Genomic DNA, 24,296 nt, shown 5'->3' on the forward strand with positions numbered 1-24,296 from the left:
ACGTGTACGTGCTCGGCATCTACCAGCAGGCGTCGGGTCACAACGCGGCAACCGGCGACGTGCAGGCACAGATCGGTTCGAGCACGAGTTTCTTTGGCCCATCAGGCACGGGCGCCGACGATCAGGTGGCATTCCGCGTCGGTATACGCCACCGCTTCTGACCCGCATATCGCCTGCGGCGCATGCGGAAAGGCGTTGGATAACGCCTTAACCTTGCATGACGCTCAGGCGGTGTCCGCCTGGGGTCGGGTCGCGCCGAAGCGCTTCGCTGGAATCGTTACAATGATGCAGATGAGCCCCCTCAACTGCATCGAGTGCCAGACATGCTGACCACCTGGTTCTGGAGTGGCGACGTCATCCGCGGTCGACGCGTGAGCGACGTCGTGCTGTCAGGCACGGTCGACGTGCCTGTGCCCCCTGCTCGCCTGCTTGCGGACTGGCAAAGGGAGATATCGTCGCGCATGGTCCTGGAACCCGGTGACGTCGAGGTCATGCCCCTGGCGCGTGCGCGGGTGCGCTGGCCGGACTACACACGCTGCGTGCAGGCCGTGTCTGACTGGACACGCGCGTCTGGACTGCCTTCGGTGCTGGCCTCCAGTGACGTCGCCCTCATGGCCTGCCGCGGTGCGAGATACCACCATGACGCCGCGCAATATGGCGGTGCGGCCTTTTGCAATCTATTCCTGAGCGAAGACAGGGGGCTGGACCTGCATTTTCCCTCTTTGGGTCACCGCATTCCTCTGACCCGGGGAACGGCTGTGATATTCGATACTGGCCAGCCTCATGGCGTCATCCGGCGCGGTAGCAGCGGATTTAATGTCGACGACTTCGTGCCGGACCAGGACTGGATCCAGATATTCCTGACCTGGGAGCTGCCCATCGAAGATCCCGATGTTGGACATGCGCTGAAGGTTGCCTTCGACATCGCCCCTTCGACCTCATTGCAACCGGATGCAGAGCAGGTCTTGCTGAACGGCGAACAGGCCACTGTGTGCCCGGATTCTGGTCGTTGGTGCCGGGTCGACTGATCGTCTGGCGTCGCGACGGCAACGTCGTGCACACCGTCGGGCGTCTGTATGATGGCGAGCTTGCGCCCGTCCGAAAACCCGCGCTGATCGCGCACCGCCCGCTGCCGCGACGCGGCGTCAACGCATCCATTCACGATGACCCAGAGGAAGACCGCCATGACGGCCACAACGCAATTCGATCAGGTTTCCATTATCAAACGAGCCAACGTCTACTTCGATGGCAAGTGTGTCTCGCACACCGTGCTCTTTAGCGACGGCACGCGCAAGACGCTCGGCGTGATCCTGCCCGGCACGCTCAACTTCGGCACCGACGCGCCGGAACTCATGGAGGTGCAGGCCGGCCAGTGCCGCATCCGCCTCGATGGCAGTGACGAGTGGAAGACGTATGGCGCGGGCGAGTCCTTCTCCGTGCCCGGCAAGAGTCGTTTCGATATCGATGTGATCGAAACGCTCGACTACGTCTGCAGTTATCTGTAAAGACGGACCGGCGCATGGTGTCCGACGCCGCATGCGCATGCATGCGGCGGCGCGGGCACGCTCCGCCTGTGCCGGACGCCTGCGCTCGATCAGTAAGCCGCTACCTCGATGACTGCGTCAGCAAACGCCTGTGGCGCTTCCTGGGGCAGGTTATGGCCGATGTCGCCGGTGATTACCCGGTGCGCGTATTTGCCGGAAAATCTGTTCGCGTAGGACGCCGCTTCCGGATGCGGTGCACCGTTGGCATCCCCTTCGAGCGTGATCGTGGGGACTGTGATGAACGGGCTGCTGGCCAGCCGCTTTTCCAGCGCGTCGTATTGCGGCTCGCCCGCGACGAGCCCCAGGCGCCAGCGATAATTACTGATCACGATGTCCACATGATCCGGATTGTCGAACGACACGGCACTGCGTTCGAACGTTGCATCGTCGAACGCCCATTTCGGTGAAGCGGTCTGCCAGACAAGCCGGGCAAACTCGCGCCGATTCTTTTCGTAGCCTGCGCGGCCGCGTTCGGTAGCGAAGTAATACTGATACCACCACGCGTACTCGGCCTTTGGCGGCAGCGGCATTCTATTGGCTTCCTGACTGCCGATCAGATATCCGCTCACGGCAACGAGCGCCTTGCAGCGCTGCGGCCAGAGCGCCGCGACAATGCAGGCCGTGCGGCCGCCCCAGTCGTAGCCGGCAAGAATCGCCCTGTCGATTTTCAGCGCGTCCATGAGCGCGATGACGTCGGCGCCGAGCGCTGCCTGCTGGCCGTTGCGTAACGTCGCGTCCGAAATGATGCGCGTCGTGCCATAACCGCGCAAATGCGGGACGATTACCCTGTAGCCTGACGCCGCCAGCAAGGGGGCGACATCGACGTAACTGTGGATGTCGTAAGGCCAGCCGTGCAGAAGGATCACCGCCGGACCATTGGCGGGACCCACCTCCACGTACCCAACGTTCAGCACGCCTGCATCGATCTGCTTCGGCGCATCGAATGACGTGTTCGCGCCCGGTTTTATCTTTTTCAATCCTGCTTGCTTTGACTGGCTGCCCTGCGCATGCGCGGAACCGGTCATGCCGAACTGGGCGGCAGCAACGGACGCAGCTGCAATACCAAACAGACGCCGGCGGTTCTGGTTGATTTCTTCGGACATGTTTGTTTCTCCTGTTGAGAGTTGGTCTGCACGCAAAGATTCGATTCCGCGAAAACCTCCTCGCATCCTGATCACGATTAGCGTGATTAACCGATGACCGGTTCCGCGACGACGCGAACGCTTTAGCAGTTCACCGGTGTGTGACCCGCTTGTTGCAACCCGGTTTATAGCCCGGGCCTCGACGAGGTTTGTGTCGCAATGTATCTACCGGTCACGCCGATACACAACGTTTCCATTCGTCCGTTTTTTAATCCGACCGGATGCCCATCCGGGTTCCAGCCACGGTTGGGAACAGGGCTTCCCGACGTGACATCCAAGTCCATGGAACAGGTAGAAGCGGATCTGGCCCGCGTGGGCCAGCCAGACACATAACCATTGCACGGGAGAAACCTCATGAAGTTGAATAACGTTGCCCTGTTCGGGGCACTGGCTCTTGTCAGCGTCTCCGGCTGGGCGCAGAGCGCGGGCCCAACCGATCCCCAGATCGCGGCCATCGTGGTGACCGCGAATCAGGTCGATATCGACGCGGGCAAGCTCGCGGAGTCGAAAACAGGATCGAAGGACGTCAAGGCGTTCGCGCAGCGAATGGTCACCGACCACAGTGGCGTCAATCAGGCCGCCACCGATCTCGTGCACAAGCTGGGCGTGACACCGGAGGCCAACCCGACAAGTCAAAGCCTGAAGCAAGGCGGCGATGCAAACCTTGCCAGTCTGAAAACGCTTAAGGGTGGAGGTTTTGACCGCGCGTATGTCGATCATGAAGTGATCTATCACGAGAACGTGCTGGCCGCGCTCGACAAGACCTTGATCCCGGGGGCCCAGAACGAAGAGCTGAAGGCGCTGCTCGTAAAGGTGCGGCCGGCGTTTGTTGCACATCTCGAACACGCCAGGCATCTTCAGGCAGAACTGGAGAAGAGCGGTGGATGATCGCCGGGGCAGCGGTGCCGGAATGCGCCGGGGCAAGGTGCGCAGGAGCGTTTTCGTGCTGGCCGGCGTTCAGGTGGCGCTCCTCGGCGCGGCACTGCATGCCAGCGCCGCCGCGGCGCCCGAAACGTACTTTGTCGTGATCGAGCAGATGCAGTTCAATCCGCCCGCGTTGAAGGTACATCGCGGGAGTCGCGTGGTGTGGGTCAACAAGGACCTGTTTCCTCACACGGCGAGCGCAAGCTCGAAGGCGTTCGACTCGGGCAATATCGCGCCGAACGCCTCCTGGAGCTACATCGCCCGCCGGCCGGGAAGCTATCCTTATCTGTGCAACCTGCACCCCACCATGCATGGCACACTCACCGTCGGGTAACGCGGTTTGGCGAAAACTTCATGACGAACAACGCTGGAACATATCCGCTGCCCCTCGCGGATGACGATCAGTCGATCGTCCGTCGCATTGTCGCGGGGGACCGATCTGCATTCGAACTGCTGATGCGCAGGCACAACCGGCGCCTGTATCGTCTGGCGCGCGGCACGCTGCATAACGACGCGGAGGCGGAAGATGCGTTGCAGGAAGCGTATATGTCGGCTTACCGGTCGATCGGCAAGTTCCGCGGCGACTCGGCGCTTTTCACCTGGTTGTCCCGGCTGGTACTCAATGAATGTTTTGGCCGCCTGCGCCGGGAGGCGCGGCGTCAAAACGTGATTCCGATGGTGGATTTGAGCACTCATCAAGATGCAGTTGACGCAATGACCGCACACGATTCCGATTCTCCAGACCACGCGGTAGCACGTGCCGAAATGCGTGCGTTACTCGAACGCAAGCTGGACGCACTGCCGGATGCCTTCCGGGTCGTCTTCGTGCTGCGTTCAATCGAGGAAATGAGTGTCGAGGAAACCGCGCAGTGTCTCGACATCCCGGAGGCAACGGTGCGCAGCCGGCATTTCCGCGCGAAGAGCCTCCTGCGTGAATCACTGGCGCGGGAAATCGATCTCGCCGAGCGCGACCTGTTCGAGTTTGGCGGATCTCAATGCGACCGGGTGGTCACCAGCGTGCTGTTGCGGATAGCGGATGAGTACGGCCCGGGCGACAGCCAGTAGCCGGTTCGACTCGCTACCGTTCAATTAATAGCGTGGCTGCCTGGGTCTGGATCTCAAGGAGACGCGGTGAACCATGCAACCGCGTATCGGAGCCGTAGTCGAGGCTCCTGAAGACAGATCCGGACTTCACGGCATCTCCAGTGACAGATGCTGCTGACCGAGCGATTCCAGAAAGTCACGTGCGTCGAAGGCCTCGCCTGCGGTGATGACGCCCGTTCCGTGAACCAGCCCACTGACGACACGCGTAGCCGCTTCGACCACGAGCGGTGCGCTGATCGCGTAGATATCCTGCCCGCTTGCCGCCACGCGGCGTTCGTTGTCTCCCGAGCGCACGACCACCTCGACCAGAAAGGTCTGCGCGGAGCGTCCGCTTCCGTCGACCGCGGCCGGCGGCGACGGGTTCGGGTCCGACAGATCCTTGACTGCCGCGGCCGTCATGTACGAGCGGATCTCGGGCGTCCTCAGATGGCGCGAAATCGTCACCGTGTCCGCCATCGTGAATTCTCCGACGACCGGCTGCCTTCCGAGCGGTGCAGGGAACGTCCATTCGGCCAGCGGTGCGGCGTCCGTGCGGAATGCCATCTGCCCTTTTGTAAAAACGATGCGTCGCCCGTCTCTGCGCTGCCTCGAAACCTGACCGGTAACCCGTGTGCCGTGTGTCGGCCGCCAGCTGCTGAGCCCATAAGCAATGCAGATTTCGTCAGCGGCTACCCAGTCGCCCATCGCCGCCGTGGCGAGGAGATCGCCCAGGCCGCCAAAGAACGCCATCGCAGGCACAATCACGATGCCCGCATCGCGCGCCCGGTCGGCGTATTGCTCGAACGTATCCAGATTGGCCTCGATCTCCGCCGCGACGTCCAGATAAGGAATCCGCGCACGCAGCGCGGCTTCGATCACGGGCGCAGAGGTTCTGGCGAATGGGCCCGCGCAATTGATGACCGCGGCCGCACCCGCAAGCGCGCGGTCGAGCGAATCCGGGTCATCTGTCGACGCGGGTCGAATGTCCAGCTCGGGATAAGCTGCTCCGAAGGCATTCAGCTTGCTGGCATCGCGTCCAGACATGACCGGTCTCCAGCCACGCCTGACCAGCTCAGACACCACGAAGCGGCCGGTATGGCCGTAGGCGCCGAAGACGGCGACGGTTCGGTTTAATGTCATCGCAAAACTCCAGTTGTCATGGTTTTTCTTCGAACTGCGGGACAGCGGCTTCCCTATTTCGAAACGCTACAGACCTGTATGTTTTTCGAAGAATAGAGTACAGATCTGTAGCGTGTCAAGACAGATCTGGTACAGTAACCGGCAAGCCGGAACATGACGTCTCTCAGGAGGACTTGCCATGAGCAGAGGCACACTCGCCACAGCAAAAGAAGCCGGAACCGCCAGTTCCACCAGCGTTCGGGAACGCATACTCGATACAGCAGCCGATCTGTTCTACCAGGAAGGTGTCAGAGCCGTCGGCGTCGATCTCGTCGTCGAGCGGTCAGGGGTTGCGAAGACCAGTCTTTACCGGCACTTCACGACCAAGGACGAGCTCGTTGCAGCGGTGCTCGAGCGGGATGACACGAATTATTGGGTCGCCTGGGACAAGACTGCGACGCGCCACCGGAACGCCCCCAGAGATGAGCTCAAAGCTCATCTTCAGTGGATCGCTCGCGACATCGCCACGCCGAAATACCGCGGCTGTCCATTTCTCAACGTGGCAACGGAGTTTCCGGCGCCGGATCATCCCGCGCGGGTGGTGGCCCTCAGACACAAGGCCGAATTGCGCCGCCGTCTCGGTGCGCTGGTGCGGCAAATCGGCATTGCCAGGCCCGATAGTCTCGCCAGCCAGATCGCACTTCTTGTCGACGGCGCCTACGTCTACGGACAGCTTGCAAAAGGGGCGGCGCAGCCGCTCCTGCCCGCGGCGCTCGCCCTGATCTCGGCCGCGGACAATCCCGGCTGACGCGAGGCATACCGCCGCGCCTTCGCGCCGGTATGCCCGATACGCGTCGACAGTCGAAGCCGTGACAGATGCCGAAGTTGAATGGCACACCGGGCCGTTGAAAGCGGTTCCCACCGCACCGGTCAGTCGCGATCAGGAGCGCCCAGCGGAAAGAGCTTGCGGTACGGCCGCGCTTCATCCACTGCCCGGGCAAACGATGGCCGCTCCAGCAACCGTCGACGATAAGCCGTCACGTTGGGATGAGCATTGCCGATGGGATGTGTCCAGTCTGCATAGAACAGGAAGGGCGCGGCACCGCAATCGGCAAGACTGAAATGCTCGCCGGCTGCCCATTCGCGGTGCGACATCACCTTGTCGAGCCAGGTATAAGCCGTATCGAGCATGTTCCGTGCTTCCAGCACGCCGTAGGGATCACGGGCATCTTCGGGTCGAAGCGAATCAGCCACGATCTTTTGCTGGGGCGTCGAGACATAGTTGTCAAAGAAGCGGTCCATCGTTCGCACCTCAAGTGCGGCACGCGGGTCCCCAGGAATCAGGCGCACCAGGCCAGGCGCGTACAGGCCCACGTATTCGATGATGCAACTCGCCTCGATGACGGTGCGTTCGCCATCCACGAGCACCGGAAAGCGCTTCATGGACCAGCGTTCAGCCAGTTCGCGAAACGCCGGGCTGTCCGGACCGGCGAGTATGTGCGATTCGAACGGGACGGCATTTTCGTACAGCGCGACCAGTGCCTTCTGGCAACAGGACGAAAACGGGTGGTAGTAGAGTTTCAGCGTCATGAAGCGTCTCCCAGGATAGAGATAGACGGCCGCATTCAGCGGGCCTCTTACTCCTCGACGAATGAAACCACTGGAAATCGACACGACGCTGAATACATCGACCGGCCGCCCAACTTCCGCCGGTGCCATACATGCACCGCAAACCGTCAGACGCTGCCCGACGCCACCGGCAGCGCCTCCGTCTTCCAGCGCAACATGCCGCCGGCAAGGTTCGCCACCTTGCCAAAACCCGACCGCGACAACAACACGCTGGCCTGGGCCGAGCGCACTCCCGAGCGGCACACCGCCACCACTGGCCGTTCGCGGTCCAGTTCATCGAGCCGGTCCATCAACTGCGACAGCGGTATCAACCGCGCACCGGACAGATGGCCCAGACGATCGATGAATTCCGGCGCTTCACGCACATCCACGATCTGTAGCGTGGACGCATACTCGAGCAGCGTCATGGGCTCGATCTCCCATACTCCGCTGAAGCGCAGCGTCAGTGGCGCCCACGCCGGCGTCTCCGCCGGTAGCGCGTCGCGATCCGGCTCGCCGCAGCGCAGGTTGGCGGGCACCGCCACGGCCATCAGCTTCGGATGAGGCAAATTCAGATTGTTCATATGGCCGATGAAGTCGCCGACGTCCACGTCGCCGCCCAGGCGCGGGTTGAAGCGCCGCTCCTCGACCACGCTGGTGACAGTAATGCCGCGATAGTCGTGCGCGGGATAAAGCAGGCAGTCGTCGGGCAGCGTCAGGATCTGCTCGCGCACCGAGGCGAACAGCTGCTGCGGACTCCCCTGCTGGAAATCGGTCCGGCCACAGCCGCGAATCAACAGGCTGTCACCGGTGAAGGCCATCTGCTGGTCGTCCAGAACATAGGTCAGGCAGCCATTGGTATGGCCGGGTGTAGCACGCACGGTCAGGTAGCGGCTTCCGAAATCAATGCGATCGCCGTGGCGCAGCGGCTGATTCACCCCCATGGCGCCAGCTGCCCCGGCGAGCGCGATACGGCTGCCGCAGCGCTGGCTCAAACGCCAGGCGCCCGTCACGTGGTCGGCGTGCACGTGGGTGTCGAGCGTCGCCCGCAGCCGCAGGCCCAACTCCTGCAGCAACGCCAGATCGCGCGGCACCTGCTCGTAGACAGGATCGATCAGTAGCGCCTCGCCGTTATCGCTGTCGCCCAGCAGGTACGTATAGGTGGACGAGGTGGCATCGAAAAGCTGGCGGAAGATCAGCATGGCAGGCTCTGGAAGAAAGGGAGGCGATGCGCAAGCAGGGCTTGATGGTCCCGAAGCCGGAGAAGGACTGCTCAGCTTCTTCGTTACTGACTGCCGCAGTCGGTAAAACCGGGTCTATTGGGCAGCGTACAGTTCCGCAGAGGCTTTGTCAGGTTTTTGCATCGCAACGAACGACGCCGGTCAGGAGCGCAATCGTGTGCCGCTCCAGTCCGATTCGCGAGCGAGCGCGACGAAAGCCGCCAGATAATCGATGGTCTCATCCGACTCCCGGGTGCCCAGAAATATCTGCTTGGAGATGCCCTTCCTGCCGAGCCGCAGCGGCATGAGCGGCATCGAGTCCGCATACTCTTCCGCCAGCCAGCGCGGTAACGCGGCGACGCCGCGCCCGCTCGCGACCATCTGCAACATGATGTCGGTGGTCTCGATGACCTTGTGTTTTTTCGGCACGACGTTGGCCGGCGTCAGGAACTGGTTGTAGATGTCCAGCCTGTCTGTTTCGACGGGATAGGTGATCAGCACTTCGGCTCCAAGCTGCTCGGGCGTGACGTAAGGCACGTGCGCCAGCGCATGACCCTCGGCGACAACGAGCACCTGTTCATAGTCGAATACCGGCTCGAAGCGCAGTCCTGGCTTCTTCAACGGATCAGGCGTGACCAGCACGTCGATGTCATAGCCAAACAGCGCACCGATTCCGCCGAACTGAAACCGCTGCTTCACGTCGACATCAACGTCCGGCCAACGCGCCAGATACGGCGATACGACCTTGAGCAGCCACTGGTAACACGGGTGGCACTCCATGCCGATGCGCAACGTGCCACGCTCGCCGTTCGCGTACTGCTTCACGCGCGCCTCGGCAAGCTCGAACTGGGGCAGCATCCGGTTCGCGAGGCCAAGAAGGTATTGACCTGCCTGCGTGAGACGCATCGATCGCCCTTCGCGCGTCCAGACCGGCGTGCCCAGCTGCTGCTCCAGCTTCTTGACGGTATGGCTCAACGCCGACTGTGTGAGGTGCAGCACCTCGGCCGCCGCCGTCAGTGAGCCCTGGCGCTCCACTTCCCTGACAACCATCAGGTGACTGCGTTCGAGCATTGCGACTCCATGAAGTATATTAATCGATGTATGAAATTAATCCATTTTTATTCATACTTCGAAAATTCTATCATCGCTTCCAGGTTCTTTCCTCTGGACGGCGTACAAAAATGGTCACGACACACAACCTCGGCTTTCCGCGCATCGGCGCAAAACGCGAACTGAAGTTCGCACTCGAAACGTACTGGAAGGGTCAATCGTCACGCGACGAACTGAAGGCGACCGGCAAGCAACTTCGCGCACGCCACTGGGAGAATCAGGCAAAGCTGGATTTCGCTCCGGTCGGCGACTTTGCGTTTTACGACCAGGTGCTCGACATGAGCTTCACGCTCGGCAACCTGCCGGAGCGGGTGCGCGGTTTCCACGGCGACAGGCTCGACAACTATTTCCGCGTGGCGCGCGGCCGTTCGGCCCACGGCGCGGAAGACCACAGCGCCTGTTGCGGCGGCGTGGCCGCTGGCGAGATGACGAAGTGGTTCGATACGAACTACCACTACATCGTCCCCGAGTTCGATGCGGCAACGAACTTCTCGCTCGACCCCTCGCGCCTCATCGAACAGCTCGCGGAAGCCAGCGCAGCCGGCGTGAAGGCCAAGCCCGTCATCATCGGGCCGGTGTCGTACCTGTGGCTTGGCAAGGCGAAAGACGATTCCGACAAGCTCGCGCTGCTGCCGCGCATCCTTCCCGTGTATGCAGCGTTGCTCGACTACTTCACGGCGCAAGGCATCGAGTGGGTGCAGATCGACGAGCCAGTGCTCGTCGCCGAGCTCGATGCGAAGTGGCGCGAAGCGTTTGTCACCGCATACGACGCGCTGTCGGCGCGCCGGGTGCGGCTGCTGCTTGCGACCTACTTCGGCCAGTTGAAGGACAACCTCGAAGTTGCATGCCAGCTTCCCGTCGACGGCCTGCATATCGATGCGATCAATGCGCGCGATGAAGTCGCCCTGGTCGCGGCGCAACTACCGGATTCGGCGGTATTGTCCGTTGGTGCGATCAACGGCCGGAACATCTGGAAGACCGACCTGAACGCGGCGCTGGAGTGGCTCGAACCGCTGCATCAGACACTGGGCGACCGGCTGTGGATTGCGCCGTCGTGCTCGCTGCTGCATACGCCGGTCGATCTGAACAGCGAGCAGAAGCTTGATGCCGGGATCAAATCGTGGCTCGCATTCGCGCTGCAAAAACTCGATGAACTGACTGTGCTGGCTGGTGCACTGAACAACGGGCGTGCGTCGGTTGCCGGTGCGCTCGCTGCGAACGCTGCTGCAATTGAAAGCCGTCGTTCGTCGCCGCGTGTACATAACCCGGCGGTCAAGGCGGCAATCGCACGCATCGATGCCGCGCTCGGCAAGCGTGCGAGCGGGTATCCGCAGCGCGCCAAAAAGCAGGCAGCGATCCTCAATCTGCCGGCTTTCCCGACGACCACGATCGGCTCGTTCCCGCAGACGGGAGAAATCCGCCACGCGCGCAGCCAGTTCAAGGCAGGTGAACTCGATGCGGCTGGATACAAGGCCGCGATGGAGCGCGAAATCACCCGCAGCGTGAAAGAACAGGAAGCGCTGGGTCTCGACGTGCTCGTGCATGGCGAAGCGGAACGCAACGACATGGTCGAATACTTCGGCGAGCAGCTTGACGGCTACGCGTTCAGCCAGTTCGGCTGGGTGCAGTCGTACGGCTCGCGCTGCGTGAAGCCGCCCATTCTGTTCGGCGACATCAGTCGTCCGAAGGCAATGACCGTCGAGTGGATCAAATACGCACAATCGCAGACGGCCAAGCCGATGAAGGGCATGCTGACCGGCCCGGTCACGATCCTGAACTGGTCGTTCGTGCGCGACGACCAGCCGCGCTCGACCTCGTGCTACCAGCTGGCGCTGGCCATCCGCGAGGAAGTGCTCGACCTTGAAAAGGCCGGTGTGCGCGTGATCCAGATCGACGAAGCCGCGCTCCGCGAAGGACTGCCGCTGCGCAAGTCACAGTGGAACGAATACCTGCAGTGGGCCGTGGAATCGTTCCGTATCACCGCAAACGGTGTGAAGGACGAAACGCAGATTCACACGCATATGTGCTATTCGGAGTTCAACGACATCATCGCGTCGATCGCGGATATGGACGCGGACGTCATCACAATCGAAACGTCACGCTCGGACATGGAACTGCTCGATGCGTTCGATCACTTCAACTACCCGAACGAAATCGGCCCCGGCGTGTACGACATCCATTCGCCGAACATCCCGAGCCTGGATCATATTGTTCAGTTGATGAAGAAGGCGGCGGAACGCATTCCCGCGGAACGCCTGTGGGTGAATCCGGATTGCGGCCTGAAGACGCGTGCATGGGAAGAAGTGATTCCGGCGCTCACGAACATGGTGGCTGCCGCGAAAACCCTGCGTCAGGCTGTCTGATGTCACTTGCTACATGGGTTGCTGGCGCCGTTCGGTACTAACGGTAACGACGCCCCAGCGGACAAGGAATCAGTCAATGTATACGGCCACCGGAAGGTGGCCGTCCGCTATCTGGCGGTTCTCGCGTTCCGCGTGGCTGGCCGCATGCTCAACAGGAAACAGGCGCCGACACAGCCGTTCTCGCGGAGTGCACGATCCTCATGCGATATCAGCGGTACGTGCCCGCCAGCGCCGACACCTGCCCGATGTTCTGCTGCGTGATGAAGCCGGGCCCAGAACTGATATTGCGCGCCTCATACACAGGCTTGAGACCGTAGTCCTGCAGACGCTTCATGAACTTCGGGTTCTTCTGCAGTTCCGCACGTGCCTGCAGCACGTCCGTGTTGTGATTCCTGTGCATGATCGCCAGCATCGCGATGGGAATATAGCCTTGCAGATACGGTTGCTGGTCGGTGCAGAACTTGATCGTGCCGTCCTTGATCGCCTTCGCCACATCGGAATCGATGTCGAACGTCGCGAACCAGATCTTGCCGGCAAGGCCCATTTTGGTGACCGCGCGGATCGTCGGATCAGCAGAAGTCGGGCCGAGCGTCAGCACGGCCTGAGTATCCGGATGCGTGCGCAGAAATGCGCTTACCTTCGCTTCGATGCCCGTCGGGTCCGTGCCCGAATCGAGTACCGACGTCTTCATATCCGCACCGATGGCGTCCGCGAAACCACGACAACGCTGGAACGACAACGGGTTCGTTGCGTAGTGGTTCACACATAGAAACGTCTTGATGCCGTCGGCCTTCGCGCGCAGCCCGGCCTCCTTGCCTGCCAGATATTCCGGCTGCCCGACGTGCAGCAACGCACCCAGGTCGGCGCTCTGCTGCTCCGTACCTGTATTCGCAGTGATGAACGGGATGTTCTTCGCCTTGAGCTTCGGAAACACGCTCTTTAGCAGATCGTAGTCGGCGATCGTCGAAACGACGCCGTCATAGTTGCGCGCCGCCGCCTGATTGACCAGCTGCACCATGTCCGCGATATCGCCGTTCGGCGGATTGCGGTAATCGGTCTCCACATTGAAATCCGTGTCGGCCTGCTTGATGCCGTTCTTGACCGTGTTCCACCAGGCGTCCGAATCCGGCGCATGCGAGATGAAATCGAAACGGGCGACAGGCGCGGCGAAGGCGCTGGCGCACAGTCCGAGACCCAATACTACGGCAGCCAGGCGAAACGCCCGGTGGATTGATGGTTTCATGATTGTCTCCTTTATGATTGGCTTGCCGATGTCGCGCACCGGCCCATCCCGCCTTGCCTTTGTGAGGTGAACCACATCACAAAGGACGCGGCGTCACTCGTCGGCGAGGCCGATATAGACCTTGCCGTCTTCGATCCTGACGGGGTGCGTGACGAGGTTCACGCAAACGGGCGCGCCTTTCGCCGCACCGGTGGGAATATGAAAGCGCCCCATGTGCATCGGACATTCGATCACCTCGCCGAACACGAAGCCCTCGGTGAGCCGTGCGGTCTCATGCGTGCAGAGACCCGCCGATGCGTAAAAACCGCTCGGTGTGTGATAGATCGCGTACAGCTTGCCGTCGTGCTCGAAATCGACGACGTCTTCTTCGTCGATGTCATCGCATGCGCAAACGTGATGCCATTGAAGAATGTTCATGATGTGTCTCCCCGATTAACGCGCCTGCGCTACGAGCGGCTGATCGCCGGCCGGTTCTGCTTCGGCCTGAGCCGCTTTTCCCGGAACGTGTGGCGTCACCATGTAATCGGGATCGTGCCGCTGCATCCTGAAGACATGAATGATTTCGCCCCATGTGCTGAAGAGACCGTCGTATGCGGGCGGCAGATCTGCTTCGATTGCCTTGCGCAGTTTCGGCAGCGCATGAAACGGCACGTTCGGGAACATGTGGTGCTCGACGTGATAGTTCATGTTCCAGTAAAGGAACTGCAGGAAGCGGTTCAGCTTGAGGGTTCGCGTCGAGAAGCGGTGATCGAGTTCGTTCTCACGCAGTCCGGTGTGCTGCGTGATCGCCAGCAGTTCGTGCAGCCAGGCACCGTACGCGCGCGGCAGCAGCAAAAAGACCACCGGCAGCCAGCTGTGCGCGGCGATCGCCCACGCAATCGCGCCGATGTATAGCGCGAGGATCACGCGCGAGTTGCGGCACATCGCGCGATATTCAATCGGCGGGACAACCGCCTTCGCGTTCTTCGACACGATGCCGAAGCTGTGCAGAACGATGTTGCCCAGATGATGAATGCCATGTGAGACGCGCAGGAAATCGGTGGCGAGCTTCAGGTAGTTCGGCGGCCGCGTCACCGCCAGTTCGACGTCGGCTGGCACTGTCGCCGTCAGATGGGTGTACGTGTGATGCTGGGCATGCGACCAGCGGCTATAGACCTGTTCGCGCCACGTCATGAAACAGATGAGCCAATGGACCGACTCGTTCAACCATTCACTCCGGAATGGCGTGCGATGGCGCAACTCGTGTTCGATCGCTTCGGCGAACGCATAGATCGTCCCGTACAGCAGGAATGCAGGCACGCACCACAGCGTGCCGCGCGACAGCCATGCGAGCACGCCGCCTGTCACGACCAGCGCGATGAAACCGCTGAGATGCAACAGCGCGTCCTTATCGTTGCGCCGCGTGACTTCCTTGAGCACCTTCCTGTCGAGCCGGCACTTATACCAGTCGTCCATGGTGATCGTTTTCGTGCTGCCTTGCTGTACGGACATGAGTTGCACCTCAGTGCTTGATGTTTGACCGAGCGGTGAGCCGGATGAAGCATCGGCCATCGTTGAGCCAATTTAAGACTCTTAATGAGCACACGTCAAAGACTAATATGCCTCATTCTGAGCCACAAAGGGTATTCCAGAGGGCATTTCAGGACGATTTTTCATGTCGAAACGCGGAAAACCTCAATATCCTCAATTTGAGGCAAAATAACGGCTACGCGGACACCCTGGTCCGCCCGCAAGTGTGGGGACGCACATGAAAGACAAGCCGACGCTCAAACAGCTGATGGAGATCACACAGCTCAGCAGGGCAACCATCGATCGCGCACTGAACGATCGGCCCGGCGTGCATCCGCGCACGCGAAGCGCCGTTGAAGCGGCGTTGAGGCAACTGGCCTCGGGCTCGCCGGCACGATCGTCGGCTCGCGTCAGGCAGAGCGCTTACGATTTCAGAGTGCTGGCCCAGGCAGGTGACGCATTCACGGACGAACTCACGCGCACCGCAGCCGACCTCGAAGCGGAATTTGTCGCGTCCGGCGTAAATCTCGCGGTCGTGCCATGTGTCGGTGCTTCCGACGACGAAGTTGCCGCCCGGGTACGCGAGGCGGCCGTGGAGACCGACGGCATCGGCATCATCTGCACGAATACCGCAACGACGACCGCCGCACTGCGCGAATGCATGACCGCAGGCAAGCCGGTTGTCACGCTGATCACCGACGTCGATGCCGACGCACGTCATACGTATGTTGGGGTGAATAACCGGGCGGCCGGACAGTCAGCCGCGTTTCTCATTGGACGACATCTCCAGACGCACACTTCCCCGGACGTGGCCGTGGTCGTCGCGACGTTTTCTTATACATGCCACGAAGATCGTGAGATCGGATTTCGTTCGCTGTTACGGCATCGGTTCCCGAACGTGAACCTCGTGGAGGTGATCAAGGGCGCGGACTCCGGGGCCGCGACCTATGAAGCAACCATGCGTTTTCTGGACGAGCACGGGAAGCTCGATGCCATCTACAACGTGGCGGGTGGAAACGAAGGACTGGCGGCGGCGCTGCACGAACGCAACCTGACGGGCCGCACGATCTACGTGACCCACGAAGTCAACCGCATAACGGAACCACTTTTGCGATCCGACGCAATCGACTATCTGCTGACACAGGACCTGCGACTGCTACTGCGCACAGCCGTTGAACACCTGAAATCCGCGCGCGAAGGTCGAGCCGTTCCCGCGCAGGCGATCATCCCGATAGAAACGCATTCCCGTTACTCACTGTATTAACCTGCGTGGACGGGTTGCGACAGCCCCTTCGTGCATCGAGCATTAGCATGATGCGTTGCTGGCCGTCGTCGACGATGTCATGTTCGACTTCGAACAGACGCCTTCGAAAACCGCCACGGATTCTGGGTGATGGTGCTCCCGGTGGTGAGTTTCACCACGCTCGCGGGCTGGTGGGGATTCCGTCGCCGTACAGGCCGCCAGACGCGCTCAACTCCCATGTGACGCATTGAAAAATTAAATCCGTCGTTACTTCCGGCTGCCCTTACTTCTGGTTCTGGCGCCGGATCGCAACTCACCGGAAATTGACTTCCGGGACCGTAAGGATTTACCCGAATGCAATAAAGTATCGGTCAGCGGCTGTAATTTCAGTGGTGATCTCTCCGCGACAGGGCTAACTTTCATCCATGGCGGAGCGCGATACGGTGTACGCGAACCGCCCGAAAAAAATGGATCGGGAGGAAGACAGATGCACACCATTCGGGCTGCCAGCGCGCATACGGACACGCGTCGCGCCAGGATCGTCCAGCCCGATCTGGAACTGGTCGCCGTGCCGCACGATGAGTCGTTCAAGGTGTGGTCGCATGGTTATCCCTATCGCACGGTGCGCTGGCACTTCCACCCTGAATACGAAATCCAGCTCATTACATCGACGACGGGAAAATACTTCGTAGGCGATTACATCGGCGACTTCGCGCCCGGCAATCTCGTGATGACAGGACCGAACCTGCCGCACAACTGGGTCAGCAATGTGCCGCAAGGCGAGCATGTGGATGAACGCTGCCTCATCCTGCAGTTCGATGCCGGGTTTGTCGCACGCGCCATCGCGGTGTTCCCGGAGATCAGGCGCGTGGAATCCTTACTCGATGCATCGGCGTGGGGCGTGCTGTTCACAGCGGAAACGGGCGCGGCCGCCGAACCGGTCATGCGCGAAATGCTGGCTGCACAAGGCGTGCGGCGCATCACACTGTTTCTTGCCTTGCTCGACCTGCTCGTGCAAGGCGCGGAGCCGGTGAAGCTGGCGAGTGCCGCTCATCATGCGGATCCGGCACGCCATGCCGAGACCCGCATCAATCACGTGCTTGCCTATATCGGCAAGAACCTGTCGCAGGCGTTGCGCGAAGTGGAGCTGGCCGAACTCACGGGACAAAGTGTCAGCGCATTCTCACGATATTTCCGGCGGCATACCGGCGTGCCCTTCGTGCAGTATGTGAACCGGCTGCGCATTAATCTGGCGTGCCAGTTGCTGATGGCGGGCGAACTGAATATCACGGATATCTGCTACCAGGTCGGCTTTAATAATCTCTCGAACTTTAACCGGCAGTTCCTGCTGCAAAAGGACATGTCGCCTTCGCGATGGCGCGCCTGTCAGCAGCTCAATGCTGCCAGCGCGATCGAATCGCATGACTGGCACTTTTCCAGGCACCGTCACGCGAACTAACGAAGTTCAACAACAAGTCTCACCCGCGGTTCAACCACGGCGGCACCACGCCGGAATCTTACTAAAAACGGAGACACTCGATGACCAGCCTTTCGAACCAGTTGATCCGCGCCAGCGCGCTGAGCCTCAGCCTGATGAGCGCCACGGCGGCCATGGCCGCGCCCAGTGGCACGGTTGCCTTCCTGATGCCCGACCAGGCGTCGACGCGCTACGAACAGCACGACTTCCCCGGCTTCAAGGCCGAAATGAGCAAGCTCTGCCCCGACTGCAAGGTGCTCTACCAGAACGCCAATGCCGACGTCGCCATGCAGCAGCAGCAGTTCAACTCGGTGATCGCACAGGGCGCGAAGGTGATCGTCCTCGACCCGGTGGATTCGACAGCGGCCGCGTCGCTCGTCCATATGGCGCAGAGCCAGGGTATCAAGGTGATTGCCTATGACCGCCCCGTCCCTTCGACGCCCGCCAACTACTACGTGTCGTTCGACAACGAGAACATCGGCCGCGCCATCGCGCAGTCGCTCGTCCAGCACCTGAAGGAAACGGGCGTGCCGACCAGCAAGGGCGGCGTGCTCGAGGTCAACGGTTCGCCGACCGACGCGGCGGCGGGACTGATCAAGAAGGGCATCCATGCCGGGTTGCAGGGCAGCGGCTACAAGACGCTGGCCGAGTACGACACACCGGACTGGGCGCCGCCGAAAGCCCAGCAATGGGTCAGCGGTCAGATCACCCGCTTCGGCTCGCAGATTGTCGGTGTCGTGGCCGCCAACGACGGCACGGGCGGCGGAGCCATCGCGGCGTTCAAGGCAGCTGGCGTGAACCCGGTGCCGCCGGTGACCGGCAACGACGCGACGATCGCGGGATTGCAGTTGATCATCGCGGGCGACGAGTACAACACGATCCTGAAGCCGAGCGAGATCGTCGCGGCGGCGGCGGCGAAGGTGGCCGTCGGCTTCCTGTCGGGCCAGACGCCGAAGGGTGAAACGACGCTCTTCAATACGCCGTCCCAGCTCTTCAAGCCGGCGGTCATCACGGCGAAGAATCTCAAGGCGGAAGTGGTCGACAAAGGCTTCGCGAGCTCGAAGGATCTGTGCACCGACCGCTATGCCGAAGGGTGCAAGAAGCTCGGCATCACGAACTGATCCGGCGCGAAGCCCGGATGGGACCCGGCTCGCGCCGGGTCTCCTTACTTATCATGAGGTATCCGTCAAATGACTGACAACTCCACAACACGGCCCGGGCCCGGCGAACTGGTGCTGAGCCTGCGCGGCGTCTCGAAGAACTTCGGAGCGGTCTCGGCCCTGACGGACATCGAGCTTGACGTGCATGCCGGCGAAGTCGTCGCGCTGGTGGGCGACAACGGTGCCGGAAAATCGACGCTGGTAAAGGTGCTCGCCGGTGTCCATCAACCCACCACCGGCACGATCACGTTCCGCGGCCAGCCGGTCACGCTTTCCAATCCGGGCGCGGCGCTCGACCTCGGCATCGCCACGGTGTTCCAGGATCTTGCCTTGTGCGAAAACCTCGATGTTGTCGCGAACATCTACCTCGGGCGCGAGCTGAATCCGCTGCGTCTCGACGAGGTCGCCATGGAGGTGAAGGCCTGGACGCTTCTGAACGAGCTGTCGGCCCGCATCCCGAGCGTGCGCGACGTGGTCGCGTCGCTGTCGGGCGGCCAGCGCCAGACCGTGGCGATCGCCCGCTCGCTGCTGCTCGACCCGAAGCTGATCATGCTCGACGAACCGACGGCGGCGCTCGGCGTGGCGCAAACCGCCGAGGTGCTGAACCTGATCGAGCGGGTACGCGACCGCGGCCACGCGGTCATCATGATCAGCCACAACATGGAGGACGTTCGCGCCGTGGCGGACCGGATCGTGGTGCTGCGGCTCGGCCGCAACAACGGTGTCTTCTATCCCGATTCGTCGAATGAAGAACTGGTGGCCGCCATCACCGGCGCCACCGAGAACGCGGTGTCACGTCGCGCCGGCCGGCGCCAGGCCGAACAGGGCGTCTGAACCAAAGGAACGATCATGAGCAACGAAATAAAAGACGGCTCCCCGCCTGAAACGCAAGGCGCGCCACAGCCGTCCACGCTCCTCGACCGCAGCGATATCCGCGTCAAGCACGTCACCGGGATTGGCGACGCCGTCGCCGCCTTCGTCTCGCGGGTGCGCTCGGGTGATCTGGGCGCGCTGCCGGTCATCGCGGGCCTGATCATTATCTGGACCGTGTTCACCAGTCTTAACCCGGTGTTCCTCTCGGCCGACAATCTGGTCAATCTGCTGTTCGACTGCTCGACGGTCGGTGTGATCTCGCTCGGCATCGTCTGCGTGCTGATGGTGGGACAGATCGATCTGTCGGTGGGCTCGATGAGCGGCTTCGCGTCGGCCCTCGTCGGGATGCTGTGGGTCAATCACGGCTGGCCGGTGCTGCTGGCCATCGTCGCCGCCGTCGCCGTTGGCGCGCTCGTCGGTGTCCTGTACGCGCTGCTGCTCAACCGCCTCGGCATGCCGAGCTTCGTCGCGACGCTGGCCGGGCTGCTGGCGATCCTCGGTTTGCAACTCTATGTCCTCGGCGCGACCGGATCGATCAACCTGCCGTACGGCTCGGCGATGGTGAACCTCGGGCAACTCATCATCATCCCCGCCGTCGTTTCCTACCTTCTTGCACTGGCGCCGGGTGTCGTGATGCTGGTGCTCGGGCTGCGCACACGCGAGCGCCGCAGCGCGTCCCGTCTCTCGGCGCCCTCGGTGAGCAGCCTGCTCGTGCGCAGCGTGGCTATCACCGTGCTGCTGGAAGCGGTGGTTGCCTACCTGAACCAGGGACGGGGTGTTCCGCTGATGTTCGGCGTCTTCCTCGGCATCGCGGTCGCGATGGATTACGCGCTCAAGAGGACGCGCTGGGGCCGGTCGATGCACGCAGTGGGCGGCAATCACGAGGCCGCGAGGCGGGCAGGCATCAAGGTCGACGCCATCTACACCAGCGCCTTCGTGCTGTGCGCCAGTCTCGCCGCGCTCGGCGGCGTGCTGACGGCCGCGCGGCTCGCCTCCGCGAGCCAGCAGGCCGGCAGCGGCGACGTGAACCTGAACGCCATCGCGGCGGCCGTGATCGGCGGCACCAGCCTCTTTGGCGGCCGCGGCAGCGCGTATTCAGCTGTGCTGGGCATTATCGTGATCCAGTCGATTGCGAGCGGGCTGACTCTCCTGAACCTGTCGTCGTCGCTGCGCTTCATGATCACCGGCGCGGTGCTGGCGATCGCGGTGATCGTCGACTCGCTCGCCCGGCAGTCCCGCGTCTCGCATGGCCGCGCGTAGTTCCATCGATACCGCAACCGATTTGCATGGGACCGGAGTAAGCGCTGAAGCGCTAACTCCGGTCAACACAGGAGAAAAGTAGATGACTGAATCCTTGAAGGGAAAGATTGCCGCCATCACGGGTGCGGCATCGGGTATCGGCCTTGCCTGCGCGCGCGCACTGATCGCGGAAGGCGTGAAGGTCGTTCTGGTCGACCGTGCAGAGGACAGGCTTACGTCACTCTGCAAGGAACTGGGCCCGAACGCGCTGCCGCTGGTCGTCGACCTGCTGAAGCCGGCGGAGGTCTCCGCGATGCTGCCGAAAATCCTCGATCTCGCCGGCGGCCTCGACATCTTCCACGCGAATGCCGGCGCTTACGTCGGCGGCGAAGTGGTCGACGGCAATCCGGACGAGTGGGATCGCGTGCTGAACCTGAACGTCAACGCCGCATTCCGGTCGGTTCACGCCGTGCTGCCGCACATGATCGCGCGGAAATCGGGCGATATCGTCTTCACCAGTTCCATCGCGGGGATGGTTCCAGTCGTGTGGGAACCGATCTACACGGCGTCGAAATTCGCGGTGCAGGCCTTCGTTCACACGACCCGGCGGCAGCTCTCCAAACATGGCGTGCGCGTCGGCGGGGTGTTGCCCGGCCCGGTCGTCACCGCATTGCTCGACGACTGGCCGAAAGCGAAGATGGAGGAAGCACTCGCCTCAGGCAGCCTGATGCAGCCCGAAGAGGTCGCCGAAGCGGTGCTCTTCATGCTGACGCGGTCGCGCAACGTGACCATCCGCGATATCGTGATCCTTCCGAACAGCGTCGATCTCTGAAACGCCTCACATAACCGACAGTGAGCCATGACCTCAGAAAACCCAACCGCCGGCACGACCGGCAGCACACGTTATGTGATCGGCGTTGACGTCGGCACGGGCAGCGCCCGCGCTGGAATCTTCGACGTTGCCGGACGCATGCTGGCCTCGGCGAAGCGTGACATCACGTTGTTCCATGCGAGCGGCTCGATCGTCGAACAGTCGAGCGGCGAGATCTGGAATGCCGTCTGCGATTCCGTGAAGGATGCGCTGTCGCAGGCCGCGGTGTCGCCCGATCAGGTCGCGGGCATCGGGTTCGACGCCACCTGTTCGCTCGTCGTGCTGGGCGCGGGCGGCCAGCCCTTGCCCGTGGGCCCGTCGGAGCAGGCGGAGCGCGACATCATCGTGTGGATGGATCACCGCGCGGTGGAGCAGGCGGAGCGCATCAACGCGACGGGCCACGAGGTGCTGAAATTTGTCGGCGGCAAGATTTCGCCGGAAATGGAAACACCGAAACTGCTGTGGCTCGTCGAGAACCGGCCGGAGGTCTTCGAGGCCGCATGGCAGTTCTTCGACCTGACCGACTTCCTGACCTGGCGCGCGACCGGGGATCTGTCCAGATCCACCTGCACGGTGACCTGCAAATGGACCTATCTCGCGCATGAGCGACGCTGGGACGAGAGCTACTTCCGCACCATCGGCCTCGGCGTGCTGGCGGACGAGGGCTTTGCGCGCATCGGCGAGCGCGTCGTCGATGCCGGAACGCCGCTCGGCAGCGGACTCACGGCAACAGCCGCATCGGAACTCGGCCTGCGCACCGGAACGCCGGTCGCCACGGGCGTGATCGATGCCCATGCCGGCGGGATCGGCACGGTGGGCGCCGATGGCGAGCCGGAGTCCTGTCTTGGCTACGTCTTCGGCACCTCGTCGTGCACGATGACCACGACCCGCAGTCCGGTCTTCGTGCCCGGCGTGTGGGGGCCTTATTTTTCGGCGATGGTGCCCGATGCATGGCTCAACGAGGGCGGGCAATCGGTGGCGGGCGCGGCGATCGAACGGCTGCTCTCGATGCACCCCGCTGCCCCGGATGCACAGCGCAAGGCGGAACAGGCTGGGCAGTCGCTGCCGGTCATGCTCGCGGCTCTCGCCGCGCAGACGGCGCACAGTTCGTCGGAGGCTGTGTTGCTGGCGAACGGGCTGCATGTCGTGCCGGAGTTTCTCGGAAACCGCGCGCCGTTCGCCGATCCGCACGCGAGAGCGGTGATCGCGGGCCTCACCATGGAAGACGACCTGGATAGCCTGGTCGCGCTCTACATTGCCGGCCTCTGCAGTATTGGTTACGGCCTTCGCCAGATCATCGAAACCCAGGCGATGGCCGGTGCGCCGATCGCGCGGGTGGTGATCAGCGGCGGCGCTGGGCGCCTCGATCTCGTTCGGCAACTGCTCGCGGATGCGACGGGCAAGCCTCTGCTCGCCACGCAGGCGGAAGATCCTGTGCTGCTGGGCTCCGCGATGCTGGGCGGCGTAGCGGGCGGCCAGTTCGACGATGTGCGCTCGGCGATGGCCAGGATGTCGCATATCAGCAAGACCTACGAGCCGGCCGCAGGTGACATCGCGGCGCGGCACGAGGCACGGTTTCGCGCGTTCACGAAGTTGCAGGGTGTGGCGAGGGAAATCCGCTAGAACCGCGACGACGGGAGTGCCGCGTGAGCAGGCATCCATCCCGTCGCGTGATCTCTTTGCAAAAGACGTGCATGTGAAAGACCGGTTGGCGCTCATGTGTACGTGTCCGCCGGACTGATCACATATTCGGATAGTTCGGCCCACCGCCACCTTCGGGCGTGACCCACACGATGTTCTGCGTCGGGTCCTTGATGTCGCACGTCTTGCAGTGCACGCAGTTCTGCGCGTTGATCACAAGCCGCTCCGTGTTGTCGTCGTTCTTCACGAACTCATAAACAGCGGCCGGGCAGTACCGTGCTTCCGGGCCCGCGTACGTCGCCAGATTCACGTTCACCGGCACCGACGGGTCTTTGAGCGTCAGGTGCGCCGGCTGGTTCTCCTCGTGATTCGTGTTCGAGATGAACACCGACGAGAGCCGGTCGAACGTCAGCTTGCCGTCCGGCTTCGGGTACACGATCGGCTTGCACTGTGACGCGGGCTTGAGCATCTCGTGATCCGAATGCCGGTGATGCAGCGTCCACGGCACATTGCCGCCCAGCACCTTCTGCTCGAGCCCCACCATCAGCGTGCCCAGATACAGCCCCTTGCTCATCCACTGCTTGAAGTTGCGCGCACGGTACAGCTCGGTGTACAGCCACGAGGTCTTGAACGCTTCCGGATAGGCCGCGAGTTCATCGGCCTGACGGCCCGCCTGCACCGCGTCGAACGCGGCGTCGGCGGCGAGCATGCCGGTCTTGATCGCGGCGTGCGAGCCCTTGATGCGCGAGGCGTTCAGGAAACCCGCATCGTCGCCGACCAGCGCGCCGCCCGGGAACACCAGCCTGGGCAGCGACAGCAGCCCGCCCGCGGTGATCGCCCGCGCGCCGTACGACACCCGCTTGCCGCCTTCGAGAAACGCGCGGATCGACGGATGCGTCTTGTAGCGCTGGAACTCCTCGAACGGCG

23 protein-coding genes and 1 pseudogene are annotated in these 24,296 nt (G+C 62.3%); 15 read left to right on the forward strand and 9 right to left on the reverse strand.

Annotated elements, in window-relative coordinates:
- The 3 genes and pseudogenes from LPA37_RS26655 to ppnP all read left to right on the forward strand — a co-directional run.
- Window positions 1–161, forward strand: a pseudogene (locus LPA37_RS26655) (porin); the annotation flags it as partial.
- Window positions 162–323: 162 nt separating this feature from the next.
- Window positions 324–1,028 carry a hypothetical protein gene (locus tag LPA37_RS26660; RefSeq protein ID WP_229014151.1) on the forward strand — a complete coding sequence of 235 codons (705 nt, stop codon included), beginning with the start codon at window positions 324–326 and terminating at the stop codon, window positions 1,026–1,028.
- Window positions 1,029–1,184: 156 nt separating this feature from the next.
- On the forward strand, window positions 1,185–1,505 hold the full coding sequence (ppnP, locus tag LPA37_RS26665; RefSeq protein ID WP_228982271.1) for a pyrimidine/purine nucleoside phosphorylase: 321 nt from the start codon (window positions 1,185–1,187) through the stop codon (window positions 1,503–1,505).
- 89 nt (window positions 1,506–1,594) lie between these two features.
- On the opposite strand, the gene LPA37_RS26670 is transcribed toward ppnP, so the two are convergent.
- A complete protein-coding gene (locus tag LPA37_RS26670) occupies window positions 1,595–2,647 on the reverse strand; it encodes an alpha/beta fold hydrolase (RefSeq protein ID WP_228982273.1) in 1,053 nt (350 codons plus the stop codon).
- A 393-nt stretch (window positions 2,648–3,040) separates the two neighbouring features.
- Here LPA37_RS26670 and LPA37_RS26675 point away from each other — a divergent pair, with 393 nt between their 5' ends.
- From LPA37_RS26675 to LPA37_RS26685, 3 genes are read left to right on the forward strand one after another with little or no spacing between them, the layout of a single operon-like run.
- Window positions 3,041–3,574, forward strand: a complete 534-nt coding sequence (locus LPA37_RS26675) for a DUF4142 domain-containing protein (RefSeq protein ID WP_228982274.1) — start codon at window positions 3,041–3,043, stop codon at window positions 3,572–3,574.
- Window positions 3,575–3,596: 22 nt separating this feature from the next.
- Window positions 3,597–3,944 (forward strand): cupredoxin domain-containing protein, encoded by a 348-nt coding sequence (locus LPA37_RS26680; protein ID WP_228982402.1) that lies wholly within the window; start codon window positions 3,597–3,599, stop codon window positions 3,942–3,944.
- Between the two features lie 20 nt (window positions 3,945–3,964).
- Window positions 3,965–4,675 carry an RNA polymerase sigma factor gene (locus LPA37_RS26685; RefSeq protein ID WP_228982276.1) on the forward strand — a complete coding sequence of 237 codons (711 nt, stop codon included), beginning with the start codon at window positions 3,965–3,967 and terminating at the stop codon, window positions 4,673–4,675.
- A 126-nt stretch (window positions 4,676–4,801) separates the two neighbouring features.
- Here LPA37_RS26685 and LPA37_RS26690 read toward each other — a convergent pair whose 3' ends face one another.
- Window positions 4,802–5,833, reverse strand: coding sequence for a saccharopine dehydrogenase family protein (locus LPA37_RS26690; RefSeq protein ID WP_229014152.1), 1,032 nt, complete (start codon window positions 5,831–5,833; stop codon window positions 4,802–4,804).
- Between the two features lie 178 nt (window positions 5,834–6,011).
- Here LPA37_RS26690 and LPA37_RS26695 point away from each other — a divergent pair, with 178 nt between their 5' ends.
- The gene (locus LPA37_RS26695; RefSeq protein ID WP_228982284.1) at window positions 6,012–6,620 is read left to right on the forward strand and encodes a TetR/AcrR family transcriptional regulator; all 609 of its coding nucleotides are present in this window, start codon (window positions 6,012–6,014) and stop codon (window positions 6,618–6,620) included.
- Window positions 6,621–6,742: 122 nt separating this feature from the next.
- On the opposite strand, the gene LPA37_RS26700 is transcribed toward LPA37_RS26695, so the two are convergent.
- The 3 genes from LPA37_RS26700 to LPA37_RS26710 all read right to left on the reverse strand — a co-directional run bounded on the left by LPA37_RS26700 (window position 6,743) and on the right by LPA37_RS26710 (window position 9,711).
- Complete coding sequence (locus LPA37_RS26700) at window positions 6,743–7,402, reverse strand: glutathione S-transferase family protein (protein ID WP_229014153.1); 660 nt, start codon at window positions 7,400–7,402, stop codon at window positions 6,743–6,745.
- Window positions 7,403–7,548: 146 nt separating this feature from the next.
- Entirely contained in the window at window positions 7,549–8,619 is a 1,071-nt protein-coding gene (locus LPA37_RS26705) for an MBL fold metallo-hydrolase (protein WP_228982403.1), read from the reverse strand.
- 183 nt (window positions 8,620–8,802) lie between these two features.
- Window positions 8,803–9,711, reverse strand: coding sequence for a LysR substrate-binding domain-containing protein (locus tag LPA37_RS26710; RefSeq protein ID WP_228982289.1), 909 nt, complete (start codon window positions 9,709–9,711; stop codon window positions 8,803–8,805).
- Between the two features lie 110 nt (window positions 9,712–9,821).
- On the opposite strand from LPA37_RS26710, the gene metE reads away from it, so the two are divergent.
- The gene (gene metE, locus LPA37_RS26715) at window positions 9,822–12,113 is read left to right on the forward strand and encodes a 5-methyltetrahydropteroyltriglutamate--homocysteine S-methyltransferase (protein WP_229014154.1); all 2,292 of its coding nucleotides are present in this window, start codon (window positions 9,822–9,824) and stop codon (window positions 12,111–12,113) included.
- A gap of 208 nt (window positions 12,114–12,321) precedes the next feature.
- Here the strand turns inward: metE and LPA37_RS26720 are convergent, their stop codons facing one another.
- From LPA37_RS26720 to LPA37_RS26730, 3 genes are all read right to left on the reverse strand, one after another.
- Window positions 12,322–13,356 (reverse strand): sugar ABC transporter substrate-binding protein, encoded by a 1,035-nt coding sequence (locus tag LPA37_RS26720; RefSeq protein WP_229014155.1) that lies wholly within the window; start codon window positions 13,354–13,356, stop codon window positions 12,322–12,324.
- 93 nt (window positions 13,357–13,449) lie between these two features.
- Window positions 13,450–13,773: a non-heme iron oxygenase ferredoxin subunit gene (locus LPA37_RS26725; RefSeq protein WP_229014156.1), complete on the reverse strand. Its 324-nt coding sequence runs from the start codon at window positions 13,771–13,773 to the stop codon at window positions 13,450–13,452.
- A gap of 15 nt (window positions 13,774–13,788) precedes the next feature.
- Window positions 13,789–14,847 carry a fatty acid desaturase gene (locus tag LPA37_RS26730; RefSeq protein WP_229014157.1) on the reverse strand — a complete coding sequence of 353 codons (1,059 nt, stop codon included), beginning with the start codon at window positions 14,845–14,847 and terminating at the stop codon, window positions 13,789–13,791.
- Window positions 14,848–15,103: 256 nt separating this feature from the next.
- Here LPA37_RS26730 and LPA37_RS26735 point away from each other — a divergent pair, with 256 nt between their 5' ends.
- From LPA37_RS26735 to LPA37_RS26765, 7 genes are all read left to right on the forward strand, one after another.
- Window positions 15,104–16,129 (forward strand): substrate-binding domain-containing protein, encoded by a 1,026-nt coding sequence (locus tag LPA37_RS26735; RefSeq protein ID WP_228982299.1) that lies wholly within the window; start codon window positions 15,104–15,106, stop codon window positions 16,127–16,129.
- 466 nt (window positions 16,130–16,595) lie between these two features.
- The gene (locus tag LPA37_RS26740) at window positions 16,596–17,567 is read left to right on the forward strand and encodes an AraC family transcriptional regulator (RefSeq protein ID WP_228982302.1); all 972 of its coding nucleotides are present in this window, start codon (window positions 16,596–16,598) and stop codon (window positions 17,565–17,567) included.
- Between the two features lie 80 nt (window positions 17,568–17,647).
- Window positions 17,648–18,706: an ABC transporter substrate-binding protein gene (locus LPA37_RS26745; RefSeq protein WP_228982304.1), complete on the forward strand. Its 1,059-nt coding sequence runs from the start codon at window positions 17,648–17,650 to the stop codon at window positions 18,704–18,706.
- 69 nt (window positions 18,707–18,775) lie between these two features.
- Complete coding sequence (locus LPA37_RS26750; protein ID WP_228982306.1) at window positions 18,776–19,579, forward strand: ATP-binding cassette domain-containing protein; 804 nt, start codon at window positions 18,776–18,778, stop codon at window positions 19,577–19,579.
- A 15-nt stretch (window positions 19,580–19,594) separates the two neighbouring features.
- Window positions 19,595–20,878, forward strand: a complete 1,284-nt coding sequence (locus tag LPA37_RS26755; RefSeq protein ID WP_228982308.1) for a sugar ABC transporter permease — start codon at window positions 19,595–19,597, stop codon at window positions 20,876–20,878.
- An 82-nt stretch (window positions 20,879–20,960) separates the two neighbouring features.
- Window positions 20,961–21,689 carry an SDR family oxidoreductase gene (locus tag LPA37_RS26760; RefSeq protein WP_228982310.1) on the forward strand — a complete coding sequence of 243 codons (729 nt, stop codon included), beginning with the start codon at window positions 20,961–20,963 and terminating at the stop codon, window positions 21,687–21,689.
- A gap of 27 nt (window positions 21,690–21,716) precedes the next feature.
- The gene (locus tag LPA37_RS26765; protein ID WP_228982312.1) at window positions 21,717–23,351 is read left to right on the forward strand and encodes an FGGY-family carbohydrate kinase; all 1,635 of its coding nucleotides are present in this window, start codon (window positions 21,717–21,719) and stop codon (window positions 23,349–23,351) included.
- A 118-nt stretch (window positions 23,352–23,469) separates the two neighbouring features.
- Here LPA37_RS26765 and LPA37_RS26770 read toward each other — a convergent pair.
- A partial coding sequence (locus LPA37_RS26770) for an electron transfer flavoprotein-ubiquinone oxidoreductase (RefSeq protein WP_229014158.1) occupies window positions 23,470–24,296 on the reverse strand: 827 nt, incomplete at its 5' end.

Source organism: Paraburkholderia gardini (assembly GCF_907164545.1).
Lineage (GTDB): Bacteria > Pseudomonadota > Gammaproteobacteria > Burkholderiales > Burkholderiaceae > Paraburkholderia > Paraburkholderia gardini.